This window comes from Muricoccus harenae, assembly GCF_009848505.1.
GTDB lineage: Bacteria > Pseudomonadota > Alphaproteobacteria > Acetobacterales > Acetobacteraceae > Roseomonas > Roseomonas harenae.
The window spans coordinates 1-19,242 of sequence record NZ_WWDL01000023.1; the positions used below are offsets into that span (position 1 = coordinate 1).

General features: G+C 70.4%; 15 protein-coding genes. 9 read left to right on the top strand and 6 right to left on the bottom strand.

Features of this window, described 5'->3' with window-relative positions; genetic code table 11:
* The 3 genes from GSE44_RS16375 to GSE44_RS16385 all read left to right on the top strand — a co-directional run.
* On the top strand, positions 1 to 356 hold a 356-nt coding region (locus GSE44_RS16375), incomplete at its 5' end, for a transketolase C-terminal domain-containing protein (RefSeq protein WP_328799088.1).
* A 140-nt stretch (positions 357 to 496) separates the two neighbouring features.
* A complete protein-coding gene (gene hpnN, locus GSE44_RS16380; protein ID WP_235924887.1) occupies positions 497 to 3,091 on the top strand; it encodes a hopanoid transporter HpnN in 2,595 nt (864 codons plus the stop codon).
* A gap of 78 nt (positions 3,092 to 3,169) precedes the next feature.
* Complete coding sequence (locus GSE44_RS16385) at positions 3,170 to 3,907, top strand: MlaA family lipoprotein (protein WP_159349910.1); 738 nt, start codon at positions 3,170 to 3,172, stop codon at positions 3,905 to 3,907.
* Positions 3,908 to 3,996: 89 nt separating this feature from the next.
* Here the strand turns inward: GSE44_RS16385 and GSE44_RS16390 are convergent, their stop codons facing one another.
* Positions 3,997 to 4,638, bottom strand: a complete 642-nt coding sequence (locus tag GSE44_RS16390; protein ID WP_159349911.1) for an ABC transporter substrate-binding protein — start codon at positions 4,636 to 4,638, stop codon at positions 3,997 to 3,999.
* 90 nt (positions 4,639 to 4,728) lie between these two features.
* Entirely contained in the window at positions 4,729 to 6,162 is a 1,434-nt protein-coding gene (locus GSE44_RS16395; protein WP_159349912.1) for an amidase, read from the bottom strand.
* A gap of 197 nt (positions 6,163 to 6,359) precedes the next feature.
* Here GSE44_RS16395 and GSE44_RS16400 point away from each other — a divergent pair, with 197 nt between their 5' ends.
* Together GSE44_RS16400 and GSE44_RS16405 are read left to right on the top strand one after the other, a co-directional pair.
* Entirely contained in the window at positions 6,360 to 7,940 is a 1,581-nt protein-coding gene (locus tag GSE44_RS16400; RefSeq protein WP_235924888.1) for an ABC transporter substrate-binding protein, read from the top strand.
* Positions 7,941 to 8,079: 139 nt separating this feature from the next.
* Positions 8,080 to 9,591, top strand: a complete 1,512-nt coding sequence (locus GSE44_RS16405) for an ABC transporter substrate-binding protein (protein WP_159349913.1) — start codon at positions 8,080 to 8,082, stop codon at positions 9,589 to 9,591.
* A 62-nt stretch (positions 9,592 to 9,653) separates the two neighbouring features.
* Here the strand turns inward: GSE44_RS16405 and GSE44_RS16410 are convergent, their stop codons facing one another.
* Together GSE44_RS16410 and GSE44_RS16415 are read right to left on the bottom strand one after the other, a co-directional pair.
* Positions 9,654 to 11,819, bottom strand: coding sequence for an alpha-ketoacid dehydrogenase subunit alpha/beta (locus GSE44_RS16410; protein WP_159349914.1), 2,166 nt, complete (start codon positions 11,817 to 11,819; stop codon positions 9,654 to 9,656).
* Between the two features lie 67 nt (positions 11,820 to 11,886).
* Entirely contained in the window at positions 11,887 to 12,582 is a 696-nt protein-coding gene (locus tag GSE44_RS16415) for a GntR family transcriptional regulator (RefSeq protein ID WP_159349915.1), read from the bottom strand.
* 155 nt (positions 12,583 to 12,737) lie between these two features.
* On the opposite strand from GSE44_RS16415, the gene GSE44_RS16420 reads away from it, so the two are divergent.
* The 3 genes from GSE44_RS16420 to GSE44_RS16430 all read left to right on the top strand — a co-directional run bounded on the left by GSE44_RS16420 (position 12,738) and on the right by GSE44_RS16430 (position 16,728).
* A complete protein-coding gene (locus tag GSE44_RS16420) occupies positions 12,738 to 15,038 on the top strand; it encodes a penicillin acylase family protein (protein ID WP_159349916.1) in 2,301 nt (766 codons plus the stop codon).
* A gap of 75 nt (positions 15,039 to 15,113) precedes the next feature.
* Positions 15,114 to 16,229, top strand: coding sequence for a bifunctional DNA-binding transcriptional regulator/O6-methylguanine-DNA methyltransferase Ada (ada, locus tag GSE44_RS16425; RefSeq protein WP_457852167.1), 1,116 nt, complete (start codon positions 15,114 to 15,116; stop codon positions 16,227 to 16,229).
* Positions 16,230 to 16,353: 124 nt separating this feature from the next.
* Entirely contained in the window at positions 16,354 to 16,728 is a 375-nt protein-coding gene (locus GSE44_RS16430) for a hypothetical protein (RefSeq protein WP_159349917.1), read from the top strand.
* A gap of 16 nt (positions 16,729 to 16,744) precedes the next feature.
* Here GSE44_RS16430 and GSE44_RS16435 read toward each other — a convergent pair whose 3' ends face one another.
* Entirely contained in the window at positions 16,745 to 17,092 is a 348-nt protein-coding gene (locus tag GSE44_RS16435; protein ID WP_159349918.1) for a hypothetical protein, read from the bottom strand.
* Positions 17,089 to 18,045, bottom strand: a complete 957-nt coding sequence (locus tag GSE44_RS16440; RefSeq protein ID WP_159349919.1) for an acetyl-CoA carboxylase carboxyltransferase subunit alpha — start codon at positions 18,043 to 18,045, stop codon at positions 17,089 to 17,091. The genes GSE44_RS16435 and GSE44_RS16440 overlap by 4 nt, the downstream gene beginning before the upstream one ends.
* 194 nt (positions 18,046 to 18,239) lie before the next feature.
* Here GSE44_RS16440 and GSE44_RS16445 point away from each other — a divergent pair, with 194 nt between their 5' ends.
* Positions 18,240 to 19,235, top strand: coding sequence for a Bug family tripartite tricarboxylate transporter substrate binding protein (locus tag GSE44_RS16445; protein WP_159349920.1), 996 nt, complete (start codon positions 18,240 to 18,242; stop codon positions 19,233 to 19,235).
* The last annotated feature ends 7 nt before the right edge of the window (positions 19,236 to 19,242 follow it).

The window sequence follows — 19,242 nt, forward strand, 5'->3', positions numbered from 1 at the left end:
GCGCGGCCGACGAACTCGCCGCCCAGGGGCTGTCCTGCACGGTGGCGGATGCGCGCTTTGCCAAGCCGCTCGACACCGAACTCGTCGAGCGCCTCGCCCGCAACCACGCCGTCCTGCTCACCGTCGAAGAGGGCTCGGTGGGCGGCTTCGGGAGCCTCGTCGCCCACCACCTCGCCCATGCCGGACTGCTCGACGGCGGCCTGCGCTTCCGCCCACTCACCCTGCCCGACCTCTATATCGACCACGAAACACCCAAAAAACAGTACGACACCGCCGGCCTCAACGCCCCACAGATCGCACAAGCCGCCCGCAACACACTCGGACACAGCACAACAACACTGCCCGTGAGAGCGTGAAGGGAGGGGCCATCGCCCTGCCCTCCCCTTGGTTTCCCCGCGGACGATCGTGTATCGGGGAAACGGCTTGGCCGCGCCTCGGACCTTGCCGCCCGAACTGAACCGCCGATCGCCCTGATCGCCCAATGCGAGGCGCCGACGTGCCCCAACAGCCTTCGCTGACCGGCCGGATCGTCGCCGCCAGCTGCCGCCATCCCTGGGTCACGCTTCTCCTGGCCCTGCTCCTGACCCTTGGCGCCCTGCTCTACACCACGCGCCACTTCGCCATGACCACCGACACCGCCGAGCTGATCTCGACCGACCAAGCCTGGCGGCAGCGGGAGATCGCCTATGCCGCCGCCTTCCCGCAGCAGAAGGACCTCATCCTGGCGGTGATCGACGGTGCCACGCCCGAATTGGCCGATGCCGCCGCCGCCCGCCTCACCGCTGCCTTGCAGGGCCAGCCGGACCTGTTCCGCAGCGCCCGGCAACCCGATGGCGGCCCCTTCTTCCGCCGCAACGGCCTGCTGCTGCGCCCCTTGGAAGATGTCCAGGCGACGACCGAGCAGCTGATCCGCGCTCAGCCCTTCCTCGGCCCGCTGGCGGCCGATCCCAGCCTCCGCGGCGTGCTGACCAGCCTCACCAACGCGCTGGAGGGGGTCGCGCGCGGCGATGCGACCCTGGCCGATCTCGAACCCGCCATGACAGCCCTCGCCGTCCCGCTCCAGGCGGCCGCGGAAGGCCGGCCTGCCTTCTTCTCCTGGCGAAGCCTTTTCGCCGGCAAGCCGCCGGGGCCGCAGGAGACGCGCCGCTTCGTCCTGGTGCAGGCGGTGATGGACTACGGCGCCCTCCAGCCCGGCGCCGCGGCGGGCGAAGCCATCCGCCGCACCGCGCGGGACCTCGGCCTCACCCCCGAGCACGGCATTACCTTGCGCCTGACCGGCGGAGTGCCCCTGGCTGACGAGGAATTCGCCTCCCTCGCCGATGATGCCGAGCTGGTGACGGGCGCCATGCTGCTGGCCCTGATCGGCATCCTTTGGCACGCCGTCCGCTCGGTGCGCTTCGTGATTGCCATCCTGGCCACCACCCTGCTCGGCCTCGTGGTCACCGCCGGGCTCGGCCTGCTGGCCACCGGCCGCTTCAACCTGATCTCCGTCGCCTTCATCCCGCTCTTCGTCGGCCTCGGCGTCGATTTCAGCATCCAGCTCAGCGTGCGCTGCCTCGCCGAGCGCCTGGTCCATCCCGAGCTGAAGGAGGCACTGGCGGCCGCCGGCCGTGGCGTCGGCCGCGCCCTGGCCCTTGCGGCGGTGGCTATCGCCGTCGGCTTCTTTGCCTTCCTGCCCACCACCTATATCGGCGTCGCCGAGCTTGGCGCGATCGCGGGCCTCGGCATGGTCGTCGCGCTCGCCCTCAGCGTCACGCTGCTCCCAGCCCTGCTGGTCCTGCTGCGCCCGCCGCCGCGCGGACTGGCGGAGATGGGCTACCCCGCCCTTGCCCCGGTCGAGGCGGCGTTGACGCGGAACCGCACCGCGGTCCTGGCCATTGCGGGCCTCGCCGCCCTCGGCTGCGTCGCGCTGCTCCCGATGCTGCGCTTCGACTTCAACCCGCTGCATCTCCGCAGCCCGAAGGTCGAGTCGATGTCGACTCTGCGGGACCTGATGTCAGATCCGGACCGTACGCCCAACACGATCAGCATCCTGGCCCCCTCCCTGGCCGAGGCGGATGCGCTTGGGCGGCGGCTCGGGACCCTGCCGGAGGTGGCGCGCACGGTCACGCTGAGCAGCTTCATCCCCTCCCAGCAGGAGGAGAAGCTGGCGCTGATCCAGGATGCCGCGATGTTCCTCAGCCCCGTACTGGAGGCGCTGGAGCCGCTGCCGCCCCCCACCGATGCGGAGATCCTGCGCACCCTCACCTCCACCACGGAGTCGCTGCGGCAGGCGGCGGCCGGGAAGACGGACCCGCCCGCCGCTGCGGCACGCCGCTTGGCCGATGCGCTGGACCGCCTCCGCACCGCCCCGCCCTCCGCCCGCGCCACCGCCGCGGAGGCGCTGGTCACGCCTCTCCAGATCATGCTGGACCAGACGCGCGACCTGCTCCAGGCCGGGCCCGTGACCGCCGAAACCCTGCCGCCCGATCTCGTCGCAGACTGGATCACGAAGGACGGCCGCGCCCGGCTGGAACTCTTCCCCCGCGGCGACTCGAACGACAACGGAACCCTCCGCCGCTTCTCCGATGCCGTGCAGGCCGTTGCCCCGGAGGCCACCGGACCGCCCATCTCCATCCGCGAAGCCGGCGACAGCATCGTCACCGCCTTCCTCCAGGCCGGCGTGCTCTCGGGCCTGGCGATCACGCTGCTGCTCGCCCTGGTGCTGCGCCGGGTGCGCGATGTGGTGCTGACCATGCTGCCCGTTCTATTGAGCGGACTGCTCACCTTTGCGTCCTGCGTGGTCTTCGACCTGCCGCTGAACTTCGCCAACATCATCGCCCTGCCGCTGCTCTTCGGCATCGGCGTGGCCTTCAACATCTATTTCGTGATGGCTTGGCGCGCGGGCGAGCACGACCTGCTGCAATCCAGCCTGACGCGCGCCGTGGTCTTCAGCGCCATGACCACCGCCACCGCCTTCGGCGCCCTGTGGCTTTCCAGCCATCCCGGCACCGCCAGCATGGGCCGGCTGCTCATGGTCTCGCTGGGCTGGGAATTGCTGGTGACCTTGCTGTTCCGCCCCGCCCTGCTCGCCCGCCCGCCCGCGCCCTAGCAACCCGGCGGGGCACCATCACAGGCTCGTGCGCAAATCGCGGCTGTGCGGCCATGTTCCGGCCATTATGCTTCATCCATGCGCCATCAGAACCTCGCGGTCGTCCTCGCCCTGGCCCTCTCACTCGGGGCCTGCGCAACCCGGGAGGGCATGGAAGCGAGCACGCCCGGCGATCCACTTGAGCCGGTCAATCGCGAGGTCCTGGACGTGAACCTCGCCATCGATGATGCGGTGCTCAGGCCGGTGGCCCTCGGCTACCGCGAAGTGGTGCCCGAATTCGCCCGCACCGGCGTCCGCAACGCCCTCGCGAACATGCAGGAGCCGCGGATCCTGGCGAACAACATCCTCCAGGGCCGGCTGCTCGATGCGGGGCACACCACCCTACGCTTCGTCTTCAACTCCACCATCGGGCTCGGCGGTCTCTTCGACGTCGCGACGCCCTGGGGCATCGAGCGCCGCAGCGGCGACTTCGGCCAGACGCTGCACACATGGGGCGTCGATGGCGGGCCCTATCTCATGCTGCCCCTGGTCGGCCCTTCCAACACGCGTGACCTGGTGGGCACGGTGGGCGACGGCTTCCTCAATCCGATCAACTGGCTGCTGCCCTTCGAGGGTGACGTCGCCCGCGTCGTCGTGGACGGCATCGACACGCGCGAGCAGAACATCGAGGGGCTGGACGCACTCCGCAGCGGGTCGCTCGACTTCTATGCACGACTCCGCAGCGTCTGGCAGCAGCGCCGCGACGCGGAGCTGGGCCGCAGCGGCGACACGGGCGACCGGCTCGACGTGCTGGAGGACCCCGGCGCGGCCCGCTAGTACGGGTCGCCGCAGGATCGAACTCCACTCTCCGAACAGGAAGCCGGGCATTGGACATGCACGTAAGTGCACGTCCAATGCTCCAGCCTTCAGCCCTGGAGGAGTTCCGCCGAGCGCCGGCGCAGATCCGCCGCCAACCGCTCCGGCCCGTCATCCGCGCGCAGAATCGCGGCGAATTCCGAACGGCGCGAGGCCAGCTCGCTGATCGTCCCCGTTAGGTACACATCCACGATCCGCCAGTTGCCGCCTGCGGAACGGCGAGTCAGGTAGCTTAGATGCACGGGCGTGTCGTTCACGCGGTTCAGCGCCGTGCGGACAAGCTGGTCGCCGCTCTGCAGCGGCGTGGTGCCGGCCGTGGTGAAGCTTTCGCCCGCATAGCCATTGAAGCGGTTGGCATAGGTAGCGATGGACCATTCGGAGAAGGCCTGCGTCAGCTGCGCCTGCTGCTCCGGCGTCATCCGCGTCCAAGCTGGGCCAACCGCGATCCGGGTCATGGCCGGCAGGTCGAAGGCGGCGTCCATGGCCTGGCGCAGCCGATCGAATCGGCCGCGCACGCCGAGCCGGCGCGCATCGCGCATCACCTCGATCAGCGTCGCGTGGAACCGTTCCACCACCTCGGCCGGCGCTGCCTGCGCGAAGGCCGGCACTGCCCCCGCCGACAGGATCGCCGCCGCCAGCATCAGCCGGCGCGTCGGGTGGATGGGGCTGGGGGAGGAGCGGAGATCATCCATGCCGGCGGACCTTACCACAGGGAAGCGGAGGGTCGCAGGCCGCCCCTCCCAAGCGCAACGATCCTCTGGCCGATCGGCTGCGGCGGTCCTTCACGCCCCGGGCGGCCGACGCCCGTTCCAGGGCCGCGCCGCCTCCAGCAGCGCGCCGAGTCGCAGCACGTCCAGATCCGCCCCCCAGCGCCCCACGATCTGCACGCTGGTGGGCAGCCCGTCCGCGGCGAAGCCGGAGGGCACGGTCAGCGCCGGATGACCGGTGAGGTTGAAGGGATAGACATAGGCGCTCCACCCCTGCCGGGTGATGCCGGACTTCTCGCCCTCGACCTCCACCTCGTCGTTCGCGGCGTCGAAATCCGCCGGCAGGGCGGTGCGGGTCAGGGTGGGCGAGACGAGCACGTCATACCGCTCCAGCAGCGCCTGCACCGCGCGGAAGAGCCCGGTGCGCGCATATTGCGCCTGACGGAATTGGGCGAGGCTGAACCCCTCCCCCCGCTCCATGAAGGCGAGCAGCACGGGGTCCATCCGGTCCCGCCATTCCGGCAGGTGCTTGGCCATCGCGACGGCGAAGTTGCCCTGATACATGACGCGGCCCGGGAACTCGATCCAGTCGACCGACTCCGTCACCGGCTCCACCTCCGCGCCCATCGCCGCCAGCGCATCCAGCGAGGCGCGGGTATTCGCCTCCATATCCCGGTCCAGCCGCGGATTGGCCGTGCGCTCGAGGAAGCCGATGCGCAGCCCCGAGAGATCCCCGCCAATCAGCCCGGCCGAAAGCGCGGTGACGGGCGGCGCGTTCAGGCTCCACGGATCGCGCGGGCTGGGCCCGGCGATCACGCCGAGCATCACCGCCGCATCCGTCACGCTGCGTGCCATGGGCCCGGCATAGGTGTAGTTGCCGAAGGCATCCGCCGCCGCCTCCCAGGGCACCACCCCAAGGGTCGGCTTCAGCCCCACCACGCCGCAGCAGGCTGCCGGGATGCGGATGGAACCCGCGCCATCCGTGCCGAGCGCGATCGGCCCCAGCCCGACCGCCAGCGCGGCCGCCGCCCCGCCGCTCGATCCACCGGAGGTGCGCGACAGATCCCAGGGATTGGGCGTCACGCCGAAACTCGGCCCGTCCGTCAGGCCCTTGTGGCCGAACTCCGGCATCCGCGTCTTGCCGATCAGGATCGCCCCCGCCTCGCGCAGCCGGGTGACGGTGATGTCGTCCCGCGCCGGCACGTTCTCGGCGAAGATGGCAGAGCCATGGGTGGTGCGGATTCCCGCCGTGTCCACCTGGTCCTTCACGCTCACCGGCACGCCATGGAGCGGCCCGAGCGTCGCACCATCCATCACGGCCTGCTCGGCCGCCCGTGCTGCCGCCCGCGCCTGCTCATGCACCAGCGTGACGAAGGCGTTCAGCCGCGGCTGCGCCGATTCGGCAGCTGCCAGCACGGCATCCACATACTCGACGGGCGACAAGGCCCGTCGCCGGATCAACGCCGCCGCCTTGCGCGCGGTGAGGAAGAGCAGGTCATCATTCGGCATCGGACGGTCCCCTGCGCCGGCGCGGGCTGTCGATCCCGCTGGAGCCGAACGCTCGATATGTGATATATCGTTCTGACAAGGCTTCCAAGGAGCCACCGCATGCCCGACTCCGCGTCCAGGACCGTCGAGCCCCGACACCGCGTCAGGCGGTGGCTTTTCCGCGCGCCGTCTTCCATCCAGCCCCAGAGGAAATCGCCATGCTGACGCAGCCCCCCGGGCGGCGCGCCCTGATGCGTGCCGGTGCCATCGCCGGACTCGCCGCCGCCGGACTGCCCGCCCTTCCCCGCGCAGCGCAGGCCGCGGGCACGCTGACGCTGGTGCTCGAATCCGAGGTGGTGATCCTCGACCCCTATGCGACCACGGCCGCCATCACCCGCACCTTTGGCTACCATGTCTGGGACACGCTCTTCGCCATGGCGGAGAATGGCGAGATCCGGCCGCAGATGGTGCGCTCCCACACCACCTCGCCCGACAGCCTGACCTGGACCTTCACCCTGCGCGACGGGCTGAAGTTCCATGACGGCGCGCCCGTCACCGCCGCCGACTGCGTCGCCTCCCTCAAGCGCTGGATGCCGCGCGATCCGCTCGGCCGCATGCTGCAGGCCGTCACCGCCTCGGTCGAGCCGAGGGACGCCAACAGCTTTGCCCTGGTGCTGAAGGAGCCCTTCCCGCTCCTGCTCGACGTGCTGGGCAAGCCCAACGCGCCCGTGCCCTTCATCCTGCCCGCACGCGTGATCGAGGCCGCGGGCAACGGGCGCATCACCGAGATCATCGGCTCCGGCCCCTTCATCTTCCGCCAGAACCAGTGGCGCGCCGGCGACCGCATGGTGCTGGACCGCAACCCGAACTATGTCCCGCGCGAGGAGGCGCCGGACTTCCTCGCGGGCGGCAAGCGCGTGAAGGTGGACAGCCTGGTCCTGCGCGTGATGCCGGATGAGGGCACCGCCGCCAGCGCGCTGGCTGTCGGCGAGGTCGACTATGTGCAGTATCTCGGCTTCGACCAGCTTTCGCGGCTGGAGCGCGCACGCGGCGTGGAGCTGATGGGCCTCACCGGCATCCACATGTTCCAGGGCAATTTCCGCCTGAACCATGCGAGCGGCCCCTTTGCCGATCCCGAGATCCGCAAGGTGATGCTGCATCTGGTGGACCAGAAGAGCATCATGCAGGCCATCGGCATCCCGGCCCGCTTCGCGAAATCCGACTGCACCTCCTTCTGGATGTGCGACGCGCCGCTGGAGACGAAGGCGGGCAGCGAGGCCGCCCGCTTCGACGTCGCGAAGGCGCGCGAGATGCTCCGCCGCACGAACTACAAGGGCGAGCCGGTGGTGATGCTGCAGGTCTCCGCCTCCATCTCCCAGACCGCCGCGCAAGTGCTGGCGCAGTCGATGAAGGAGGCCGGCTTCACCGTCGACGAGCAGGTGATGGACTGGGGCACGGTGCTCGCACGCCGCGCCAACAAGGAAGGCTGGTCCATATTCCCCGTCTATTCCAACGGCATCGACATGGTCTCGCCACTCAACCACTTCTATATCGCCAGCACCTGCGCCGATTACCCCGGCTGGAGCTGCGACAACCGCATCCCGCCGCTGCTCGCGCAATTCGCGAAGGCCGAGACCATGGCGGAGAAGAAGCGGCTCGCCGATGAGATCCAGACCATCGCCTATGAGCTGGTGCCCAACCTCATGTGGGGCCAGTTCGCGCGCCCGGCCGGCTACCGTGACCGGCTGAAGGGCCTGCCCCGCTCGAGCTTTCCGATCTTCTGGGAAGTCTCGGTCTAGGCACGAAGGCCGGCGCGCGCTTCGCGCGTCGGCCCGGAAACCTGCCCTGGCGGCGAGAGGGCGGCGGCCCATCGCTTCTCGTTTGATGTGCGGGATCGTTATGGGCAGGCTTTGAGCAACCATCCTTTGAGGATTCCGCATGCGCTGGTCCCGCCTTGCCGCACTCGGCCTTACCGCCTTTCTCTGGGCGGGCACGGCCCCGGCCCAGACCCTGCGGATTGGCATCGTCAGCGATCCCGACGTGCTGGACCCCACTCTTTCCCGCAGCCTTGCCGGCCGGCAGGTCTTCGCCGCCATGTGCGACAAGCTGATCGAGGTGGATGCGGAACTCCGCTTCGTTCCGCAGCTCGCCACCGCCTGGCGCTGGGAGGACGAAGGCCGCCGCCTCGTCCTGACGCTGCGCCCCAATGTCCGCTTCCATGACGGCGCCAACATGGACGCCGAAGCGGTGGTCACCGGCCTGAAACGCCATCTCGAAACGCCCGGCTCCACCCGCCGCGGCGAGATGGGCCCGGTACGGGAGGTGGTGGCGACCGGTCCGCTGGAGGTGACGCTCAGGCTGGAACAGCCCTTCGCCCCGCTGCTGGCCGCGCTGTCCGACCGCGCCGGCATGATCGTCTCGCCACGCGCCGCCGGGCGGGTGAACCAGGAATTCGCGCGCGAGCCCTCCTGCGCGGGGCCGTTCCGCTTTGTCCGCCGCGTGGCCCAGGACCGGATCGAGCTGGAGCGCTTCCCCGAATACTGGGACGCCGCCAACATCCATTTCGACCGCGTGGTCTACCGCCCCATCACCGACAGCACCGTCACCGCCGCCAACCTGCGCTCCGGCACGCTGGAGGTGGTGGAGCGCGTGGCCGCGACCGACCTGCCGGAGATGCGCGGCGACCGCCGCGTGCAGATCGCGAGCGTGCCGAGCCTCAACAGCGTCTACATTGCCGTGAACGTCGCGAATGGCGCCAGCGCCGAGACGCCGATCGGCCGCGATCGCCGCGTGCGGGAGGCACTGGATCTGGCCATCGACCGCACGGCGCTGGTGCAGGTGGCCTTCGACGGCCAGTACCTGCCCGGCAACCAGTCCGTCTCGCCCGCCAGCCCGAACTACGTGAAGTCCCTGCCCGTTCCCGCCCGGGACCTGAACCGCGCCCGCGCCCTGCTGCGCGAGGCCGGCTTCACCGGCCGCGTGAAGATGCGCATGTCGGTTCCCAACACGAGCGAATACACCCAGGCCGCCGAGGTCATTCAGGCCATGGCCGCCGAGGCCGGTATCGACATCGAGTTGCAGGTGATCGAGACGGCGACGCTGCTGCGTCAATGGACATCCGGCGATTTCGAAAGCCTGCTCATCGCTTGGTCGGGCCGCGTGGACCTGGACGGAAACCTCTGGGGCTTCAACGCCTGCGGCGAGAGCCTGAATGGCGGGAAGTATTGCTCACACGGAGCCGACGCGGCGCTGCGCGAGGGCCGCACGAGCGTGGACCCGGCCCGCCGCGCCGCCGCCTATGAACGCGCCATGCGCGTGCTGCTGACGGACCGCCCCTACATCTATCTCTGGCACTCGCGGGTGCTGCATGGCGGCTCCTCGCGGCTGGAGGGGCTGCGGGCGATGCCGGATGGGCTGGTGCGGGTGCAGGGACTGAAGTTGCGGGGGTGAAAGGAAGGCCGGGGGAGGTATCCCCCCGGCCTTCTTTCCATTTTTGTCCGTAGCGTTCGGGCTTAGGCCAGCAGGCGCCGCATGCCTGCAGCCACCTTCGCGGTATCGGCCAGCGCGGCCATGTTCAGCGGCTTCGACACCACGGGCGCGGCCTCGCTGCCCGAGACGCGCAGGATCTCCGCATCCAGCCAGTCAAAACAGCGCTCCTGCACCTCCTGCGCCAGCCGCGCGCCATGGGAGGTGCCGCGCGCCGTCTGCTCGGCGATGAGCACGCGGTTGGTGCGGCGGATGCTTGCCTCCACAGCAGCCCAGTCCAGGCCGCGCGGATCCAGGGTGCGAAGGTCGATGATCTCGGCATCGATGCCGGTCTCCGCGGCCGCCTCCTCGCTGGCGCGGACCATCGCGGCATAGGTGAGCACGGTGCAGGCGCTGCCGGGCCGCGCGGTGCGCGCCTTGCCGAGCTCGACGCAGTAATCGAGATCCTGCGGCACGGGGCCACTGGTCTGGAACAGGTCCTGATGCTCGATCACCAGCACCGGATCCTCGCAGCGCAGCGCGGCATTCATCAGCCCCACATAGTCATGCGGCGTGGAGGGCGAGACGATGCGCCAGCCCGGATACATGGCGAAGATCGCCGATGGGTCCATCGAATGCTGCGAGCCGTACCCGGCCCCGGGGTTCACCCGCGCCCGTACCACCAGCGGAATGCCGAAGCCGCCACCGAACATATGCGCGAACTTGCCGATGCCGTTGAACATCTGGTCCGCGGCCACAATGGTGAAATCACCGAACATGATGTCCACCACAGGCCGCAGCCCGCAGAGCGCGGCGCCCAGCGCCATGCCGGTGAAGCCGTTCTCGCAAATGGGCGTCGCAAAGACACGTTCGGGGAAGCGCTCCATCACGCCGCGGGTGGAGCCGGAGACGCCGCCGCGCAGCCGGTGGATGTCCTCCCCGATCACCACGATGCGTGGATCGCGCTCCATATTGCGCAGCAGGGTGGCGGCGATGGCGTCGATATACTTCATCTCGCGCGCCGCTTCGGCGGGAACCGAAGCGGCCTCGCGAAAGGTCTCGCTGCGCAGCTCGGAGAGATCGCCACGAATGCCGTGGTCCACCTCCTCCGGCTTCGGGTAGAGGCCGGGACGCACGCGCGGCGCGTTGGCGCCAGGGTCGGTCTCCGTCAGCGCGGCAGCCGCATTCTCCACCACCGCGCGGGCACGGCTTTCCAGCGCGGCCAGGCCCGCATCGTCCAGCACGCCCATCGATCTCAGCCGCTCGGGCATGGTCACCAGCGGGTCCCGCGCCCGCCATTCCGCCTCCTCCTCCTTCGAGCGATAGCCAAGCTGGCTGCCGAGAAGCGGCCCGGATTGGTGCAGGAAGCGGTAGCAGACCGCTTCGATGAAGACCGGCCCGCCCTTGGAACGGATGGTCTCCGCCGCCCATTGCATCGCGCGGCGCACGGCCAGCACGTCCATCCCGTCGCATTCGATGGAGGGCACGCCGAACATGGCGCCACGCCCCGTCAGCCGCGTCTCGCGCGTCTGCTCCTTCACATGGGTGGAAACGGCATAGAAGTTGTTCTCCAGGAAGAAGATGACCGGCAGGGTGTAGAGGGCGGCAAGGTTGATCGCTTCCAGCGTCTGTCCCGCCATCAGCGTGCCGTCGCCGAAGAAGACGACCGAGATCTGGTCGCGCCCCAGCACCTTGTCGGCCAGGCCGTAGCCTACCGCATGAGGCACGTTGCCGCCGATGATGGCGCTGCTGCCCACCACACCTGATTCCGCGTGCCGCATATGCATGGAACCCCCACGCCCGCCACAGAAGCCGGTGCGCAGCCCCATGATCTCGGCCATCGCACCTTGCACCAGCGCCCCGGCCTCGGGCACGGGCGCGTCATGGCGCGGGTCGTAGCCGGCGGGCGTCGCATGGTTCAGCAGCTTGGCCAGGATCTGATGATGCGCGCGATGCGTGCCGTTGATCTTGTCCCCGCTGTCCAGGATGGACATGGCGCCGACCGCCCCCGCCTCCTGCCCGATGGAGGCATGGGCCGGGCCATGGATCAGCCCCTGGCCGTGCAATTCCAGGATCTTCTCCTCGAAGCGGCGGATGACGAGCAGCTGCTCCATCCAGCGGGCGAGATCGGCGGGGTCCTCGGCAGCCCAGTCAGCCTCGTCGGAATCCAGCCGGAACCACTCAGTCTCGCTGCGGATCGCTTGGCGCTTCACCTGGCATCCCCTCTCCGGGCGTCCCTTCAGGCCGGGACGCCCCTTTCTGTTCCCGGCCGGCCCCGCATCACGGCTGCGCCGCCTCTTCCAACTCGCGCAGGCGGCGCACCAGCCCGGCACCGCCCTCGATCATGTCGGCCGAAAGCGCCGCGCGGGTGGTGGTGGGGTCGCGGGCGCGCAGCCCTTCGAGCACGTCCAGATGCCGGTGGCGGCCGGGATAGGTCGGCGGCGCATGCGGGTAGAGATGCGCCAGCGTCGGGCCGTTGCGCAGCCAGATCCCCTCGATGATGGCCAGCAGCTCCGGCATCGCCGCCGCGCGGTGGATTCCGTGGTGGAAGGCCCAGTTGGCGCGGTTGGCCGCGGGGGCGTCGCCCGCCGCCTCGGCCGCGACCAGCGCCTCATGCGCCACCGCCAGCTCCTCGATCGCCTCCGGGGAGATGCGCAGCGCGGCGGCCTCGGCGGCCAACCCTTCCAGTTCCAACCGGATGGTGCGCAGCTCCAGATACTGGTCCAGCGTCAGCCCAGCGACGGTGATGGCCTTGGCCGCTTCCATCCGCAACGCGCGTTCCCGCACCAGCTGCATCACCGCCTCGCGCACCGGGGTTTCCGAGACACCCATGGCGGCGGCGAGGTCGCGGATCTTGAGCCGCTGCCCCGGCGACATGCGCCCTTCCATCAGGGCGGCGCGCAACTCGGCATAGACGCGGCCGGCCAGATTGTCGCGGCCGACCGGCGCGAGGGAACCCAGCGGGTCCGCGCTCATGACGCGCGCCCCAACTCCGGCCATCGGGCCGGGGACTGGGCTCGTGGCTCCAGGCGGGTGCTCGCCGCTGACAATATCGAGGGTCTCCACGATCTCTTCGGCTCCATCGCCTATTTGATATATCATCCTGCGGTCAACAAGCCTCGGATTCGTTCATGCCTCATCCTCTCGATGCCGCGGCCCTGCAAGCCGCCCTGCCGCCCCTCTCCGGGCCGCTGCGCCTCTCGGGGCTGAAGGCGCCGGTGACGGTCCATCGCGATGCCTGGGGCATCCCGCATATCCAGGCCAAGGGCGAGGCCGATGCCTTCTTCGCCCTCGGCGCGGTGCATGCGCAGGACCGCCTGTTCCAGATGGAGTTGAACCGCCGCCGCGCCCTGGGCCGCGCGGCGGAATGGCTGGGCGCCCCGGCGGCCGACAGTGATGCGCTCGCCCACCGCCTTGGCATCGAGGCAGCAAGCCGCCGCGACCACGAGGCCGCCTCGCCCGAGGCGCGGGACATGCTGGCCGCCTATGTGGCCGGGGTGAACGCCTTTCTCTCCTCCGGCGCGCCGCTCCCGGTGGAATACGGGCTGCTCGGCACCCAGCCGGAGCCCTGGGAACCCTGGCATCCCATCGCGGTGATGCGGCGCCTCGGCCTGCTGATGGGTTCGGTGTGGTTCAAGCTCTGGCGCGCCGCGGCCCTGCCCGTTGTCGGTGCGGAGAACGCGGCGAAGCTGCGCTACGACGATGGTGGGCGGGACCTGCTCTGCATTCCTCCCGGGGTGGAGGCGGCGCGCTGGCAGGCCGATCTGGCGGCGCTGGCGCCCGCCATCACGGCGCTGCTGGAGGCCTCCGGGGCCGATGCCACGGGCGGCGGCAGCAATAACTGGGCGGTGGGACCATCGCGTAGCGCCACGGGGCGGCCGGTGCTGGCCGGGGACCCGCACCGGGTCTTTGAGGTCCCGAACATGTATGCGCAGCACCACCTGGCCTGCGACGCCTTCGACGTGATCGGGCTGACGGTGCCGGGCGTGCCGGGCTTCCCGCATTTCGCGCATAACGGCCGCGTCGCCTATTGCGTGACCCACGCCTTCATGGACATCCACGACCTGTATCTGGAGCGCTTCGACGCAGCGGGCGCGAAGACGCAGACGGCCGGTGGCTGGCAGCCAGTGACGCGCCGGACCGAGACGGTGCAGGTGCGCGGCGCTGCTCCCCGCACGATCGATATCGTCGAAACCGTGCATGGGCCGGTGATTGCGGGCGATCCGGGCAATGGCACGGCGTTGGCGCTCCGATCCGTGCAGTTCGCGGAAACGGACCATTCCTTCGACTGCCTGCCACGCATGCTGCGCACTGGCGGGGTGGAGGAGCTGTTCACGGCAACGCGCGGCTGGGGCGTGATCGACCACAATCTGGTCGCCGCGGATATCTCCGGCCATATCGGCCATCTCGTACGCGCCAAGGTGCCGCGCCGCCCGCGCAGCAATGGCTGGTTGCCCGTGCCCGGCTGGACCGGGGAGCATGAATGGCAGGGCTGGATCGCGCATGAGGACATGCCGGTGGCGATCAATCCGCCAGGTGGGGTGATCGTCACCGCCAACAACCGCGTGGTGGATGACAGCCACCCCGACTACCTCTGCACCGATTGCCACCCGCCGCATCGCGCGCGGCGGATCGCCGAGTTGCTGGCTGAGGGACCGCATGCGCCGGAGGCGGCGGGCGCCATCCATGGCGACACGCTCTCCCCCATCGCCCTGCTTCTGCGGGAACGGCTGGCGGCCCTTCCCGTGCGGTCGGATGCGGCGCAGGCGGCGATGCATGCGCGGCTGCTGGATTGGGACGGGCGGATGACGGCGGGCAGCGAGGCGGCCTCCGCCTATATCGCGCTGCGCCGAGCGTTGACGGCAATCCTCGCGGAGCGCAGCGGCTTGGCGGGGCTTTCCGGCCATCCCTGGCTTTCGCCCTCACCTGGTGTCGCGCCGCAGAACCAGTTGTGGTGGGCACTGCCGGCGCTGCTGCGCGCGGATGACGCCTCGATGCTCGGTGGCTGGAGTTGGGAGCAGGCGATCGGGGCGGCGCTGGCCCAGGCGGCCACGACCCCGACCCAGCCCTGGGGCGAGGCGCATCGGCCGCGCTTCATCCATCCCCTCTCCCCGCTCTTCCCCGATTCCGCCGCGCTCCTGGACCCGCCGGCGCTGCCCATCGGCGGCGATGGGGACACGGTGCTGGCCGATGGGGTGGTCTGCACCGCAGGGCCTGCCGCCGCCTATGGTCCGCTGGCGCGCTACGCCTTCGATGTCGGGAACTGGGAGGCCAGCCGATGGGCCGTGTTCCACGGGACCTCCGGCCAGCCGGGCAGCCCGCATTACGCCGACCAGAACATCCCCTGGTCGGCCTGCGAAATGGTGCCGATGCGCTATGACTGGCGCGGGATCGAGGCGGAGGCAAAGGCGACGCAGACCTTCACGCCCTAGTCCCTTCACGCCCTGATCGGATTTGGCCGCAAGGGCCGGAGTGCGGCGCGTGTGCGGAAGGGCCAGATTGGGTGCATGACCCAGGGCATCGGAAAGGCACCGGCCATGGACGGCATGAACACCCCGCAGCCGGGCGGCACCCCGGCGGAGCGCGACCCCCGCTGGGCCGCGCTGCTCGCCCGCGATCCCGCGGCGGATGAGCGCTTCGTCTATTCCGTGCGGACGACGGGGGTGTATTGCCGCCCCTCCTGCGCCGCCCGGCGCGCCAATCCGCGCAACATCCGCTTCCACGCCACCCCGGCCGAGGCGGAGGCCGCCGGCTTCCGCCCCTGCCTGCGCTGCCAGCCGAACCAGCCCCCGCTACGGGCGCGGCAGGCAGCATTGGTAGCCGACGCCTGCCGGCTGATCGAGACAGCGGAGGAGACGCCTCCCCTCGCCGAGCTGGCGGAGAAAGCGGCGCTGAGTCCGCACCACTTCCACCGCCTTTTCCGCGCCGTCACCGGCCTCACCCCCAAGGGTTATGCCGATGCGCATCGCGCCCGCCGCGTGCGGGAGGCGCTGGGGCGGCAGGAAAGCGTCACCGAGGCAATCTATGGCGCCGGCTTCAATGCCAGCAGCCGTTTCTACGAACAGGCGGATGCGATGCTCGGCATGACACCTTCCGACTACCGGGCCGGCGGCGCCCATGCGGAAATCCGCTTCGCCATCGGCCAGTGCTCGCTCGGCGCCATCCTGGTGGCGCGCAGCGAGCGGGGCGTCTGCGCCATCCTGATAGGTGACGATCCGGCGGCACTCCTTCGCGACCTGCAGGACCGGTTCCCCCGCGCCAGGCTGATCGGCGGCGATGCGGAATTCGAGGCGCTGGTGGCGCAGGTGGTCGGCTTCGTGGAGGCGCCGGGCATCGGGCTGGACCTTCCGCTCGACCTGCGCGGCACGGCCTTCCAGCAGCGCGTCTGGCAGGCGCTGCGCGAGATCCCGCCCGGTGAAACGGTGAGCTATGCCGAGGTCGCGCGGCGCATCGGCGCGCCGGGCGCGGTGCGCGCGGTGGGTGCGGCCTGCGGGGCGAATGCAATCGCCGTTGCCATTCCCTGCCACCGCGTGGTCCGCAGCGATGGCGGTCTCTCGGGATATCGCTGGGGGATCGAGCGCAAGCGAAACCTGCTGGCGCGGGAGCAGACGGGCGCCGCGTGAAGCGCACGGAACCGGCCGGGTCGCGGGTCCGGCCGGCGGCGACTATGCTGTGGCGACGGGGCCGGAACCGCCGGGCTTAAAAGGCGTTGGCTTCATAAAGCAACGGAAAGGAAACCCGGTCGCCATGACAACGTCACGACAACGCTTCGCCTTCCGGCTGATGGCACTGCTGACGGCCGGAAGCACCCTCGGTGCCTGCACGCCGGTGGGCTCCGGTCCCTATCAGACGCAAGCGAACAACGCCGCCTATGCCTGCCAGCAGGGCATCCAGCAAGCGTGTTACGACTACCAGAACCTGGCGCCCGCCGCGAATTACGAGGCGGCGCAGGAGCAGCAGCAGAACAATGCCGTGGTCGGCACGGCGGTCGCGGCGGGCGTGCTCGGCGCGGTGGCCGGCGCCGTCATCGCTGGCAGCGGGCGCGACCGGAGCGACCGGGGCTACCGGGGCCGCGGCTATTACCGCGACCGGCATTACGGCCCGCGGCACCGCCATTGGTAAGGGCGCCGAAGCGGGATCAGATCCGGCCGGCAGCGAGCTGGAAGGCGGTCGCCAGCAGCAGCGCCGCGCCGGCCGTGCCGGCGAGGGTGGCCAGCACGCGCCGTCCCCGCGGCAGCACGGCGACGGCGCCGAGATAGGCGAGCGGCAGGCACCAGGGCCAGAGCAGGCTGTGCAGGATGGCCATGGGCCAGCCGGCATCCGCCTCCGCGCGATGCTCGGTGAACAGCCCCGCCAGCGGGGAGGCGAGTTCGAGCCACACCGCGCCCGGAATGCCCAGCAGCGCGATCCCCGCCACCGCCAGGAACGCCGCCAGCGCCAGCAGGCGCAAGGCGAAGACCCGGGGCGGACGGGGCTGGGCGGTCACATCAGCCCTGTACGACCCATTTCCAGGAACTTCTCGCGGCGCCGCGCCTTCAGCGTGGCGCCATCCAGCGCCAGCAGCGGCTCCAGGCTGGCCTCGATGCGGTCGCCCATTTTCGCCACCATGCCGGCGGCCTCGCGATGCGCGCCGCCCATGGGCTCGGGCACCACGGCATCCACCAGGTTCAGGCGCTTCAGGTCCTCGGCCGTCAGGCGCAGCGCCTCGGCGGCCGTCGCGGCCTGGGCGGCGTCGCGCCACAGGATGCTGGCGCAGCCCTCGGGGCTGATCACGCTGTAGATGGAATGCTCCAGCATCAGCACCCGGTCCGCCGCGGCGATGGCGATGGCGCCGCCCGAGCCGCCCTCGCCGATAATGGTGGCGATGAAGGGCACCGGCGCCTCCAGCCCCGCCTCGATGGAGCGCGCGATGGCCTCGGCCTGCCCGCGCGCCTCGGCCTCCACGCCCGGGAAGGCGCCGGCCGTATCCACGAAGGAGAGGATCGGCAGGTTGAAGCGGCCCGCCAGCTCGATCAGGCGCCGCGCCTTGCGGTAGCCCTCCGGCCGCGGGCTGCCGAAATTATGCTTGATGCGGCTCTCGGTGTCGGAGCCCTTCTCGATCCCCAGCACCATCACCGCCTGCCCCCGGAAGCGGCCAAGTCCGCCCACCATCGCCTGGTCGTCGGCGAAGGCGCGGTCCCCGGCCAGCGGGGTGAACTCCTCGATCAGCCCGGCGATGTAGGCGAGGCATTTCGGACGGTCCGGATGCCGCGCCACCTGGGCCTTCTGCCAGGGGGTGAGCTTCGCATAGGTCGCGGCCAGCAGCTTCTCGGCCTTGTCGCGCAGCTTGCCGATCTCGTCCGCCACATCGATGCCGCCGGCATCGGTGGTCCGGCGGAGCTCCTCGATCTGGCCTTCCAGCTCGGCGATCGGCTTCTCGAAATCCAGGAAATGACGCATCCAAAAGTCCGGTTCGGGGGCGTGGGGGGATTAGCGCAGCCGCCCGCGTCACGCCAGCTGCCAGCCCGGATCGCGGGGTTGCGCGCCGGTCCAGGTGGTTCCCGCTGCCGTTTCAAAGTCTTCCTGTCACGCAAGGAAACAATCTACGCTCTTCCGAAACTGCCCGGGAACACGGGCGGCAACGGAGGATCGCGATGCCCTTGCTCACCCGCCGCAACAGCCTGCTGCTCGGCGCCGGCCTTGCCACCGCCTGGCCCGGCGCCGGGGCCCGTGCCCAGGCCGCCTTCCCGGACCGGACGATCCGCGTGGTCGTGCCCTTCCCTGCTGGCGGCACCACCGACATGCTCGCGCGCCTCTTTGCCCAGCGCATGACGGAGGGCCTCGGCCAGCCGGTGGTGGTGGAGAATCGCGGTGGCGCAGGCGGCTCGCTGGGCGCGGATGTGGTCGCGAAGGCGGCGCCGGATGGCTACACGCTGCTCTTCCACAATCTCACCTTCACCTCCACCACGGCGGCGCTGCAGCTTGCCAATCGTGCGCCGCATGACATCGAGCGCGACTTTGCCCCGGTGTCGCTGGCGGCCAACGTGCCGATGCTGCTGGTCGCCTCGGCCGCCGTGCCGGCGCGGGACCTGCGCGAGTTCGTCGCCTTCGCCAAGACCCCGGGACAGACGGGCGTTTTCTATGGCTCCACCGGTCCGGGCAGCATCATGAACCTGGCGGGCGAGGTGCTGAAGCGCGACGCCGGCATCTCCATGGAGCATGTGCCCTTCCGCGGCGCCGCGCCGCTGGTGCAGGAGATGGTCGCCGGGCGCATCCAGTTCGGGGGCGACCAGCTTTCCACCGCCCTGCCCCATGTGCGCGGCGGCACGCTGAAGCCGATGGCCACCCTCGCCGCCGAGCGCACCGCCGCCCTGCCCGACGTGCCGACGGTGCGGGAACAGGGATTCCCGAACATGGAGCTGCGCGGCTGGAACGGCTTCTTCGCCCCCGCCCGCACGCCGGAGCCGGTCATCGCCCGCCTCCAGCGCGAGATCGCCGCGGCCTCCGCCCATCCGGATGTGCGCCGCCGCATGGCGGAGGTGGGCGCCGAGCCGGTCGGCTCCAGCCCGGCCGAGCTGCGCCAGGCGGTGAGCGAGCAGGTGGCCCGGGTGCGCCCGCTGGTCGCGGAGCTGAAGCTGCAGGTGGAATAGCTTCAGG

Bases quoted from the DNA above. Each gene is read 5' to 3' on its own strand.
- GSE44_RS16385 (WP_159349910.1), top strand. From the start codon at position 3,170: ATGCGCCATCAGAACCTCGCGGTCGTCCTCGCCCTGGCCCTCTCACTC.
- GSE44_RS16390 (WP_159349911.1), bottom strand. From the start codon at position 4,638: ATGGATGATCTCCGCTCCTCCCCCAGCCCCATCCACCCGACGCGCCGG.
- GSE44_RS16395 (WP_159349912.1), bottom strand. From the start codon at position 6,162: ATGCCGAATGATGACCTGCTCTTCCTCACCGCGCGCAAGGCGGCGGCG.
- GSE44_RS16400 (WP_235924888.1), top strand. From the start codon at position 6,360: ATGCTGACGCAGCCCCCCGGGCGGCGCGCCCTGATGCGTGCCGGTGCC.
- GSE44_RS16405 (WP_159349913.1), top strand. From the start codon at position 8,080: ATGCGCTGGTCCCGCCTTGCCGCACTCGGCCTTACCGCCTTTCTCTGG.
- GSE44_RS16415 (WP_159349915.1), bottom strand. From the start codon at position 12,582: ATGAGCGCGGACCCGCTGGGTTCCCTCGCGCCGGTCGGCCGCGACAAT.
- GSE44_RS16420 (WP_159349916.1), top strand. From the start codon at position 12,738: ATGCCTCATCCTCTCGATGCCGCGGCCCTGCAAGCCGCCCTGCCGCCC.
- ada (WP_457852167.1), top strand. From the start codon at position 15,114: ATGACCCAGGGCATCGGAAAGGCACCGGCCATGGACGGCATGAACACC.
- GSE44_RS16430 (WP_159349917.1), top strand. From the start codon at position 16,354: ATGACAACGTCACGACAACGCTTCGCCTTCCGGCTGATGGCACTGCTG.
- GSE44_RS16440 (WP_159349919.1), bottom strand. From the start codon at position 18,045: ATGCGTCATTTCCTGGATTTCGAGAAGCCGATCGCCGAGCTGGAAGGC.
- GSE44_RS16445 (WP_159349920.1), top strand. From the start codon at position 18,240: ATGCCCTTGCTCACCCGCCGCAACAGCCTGCTGCTCGGCGCCGGCCTT.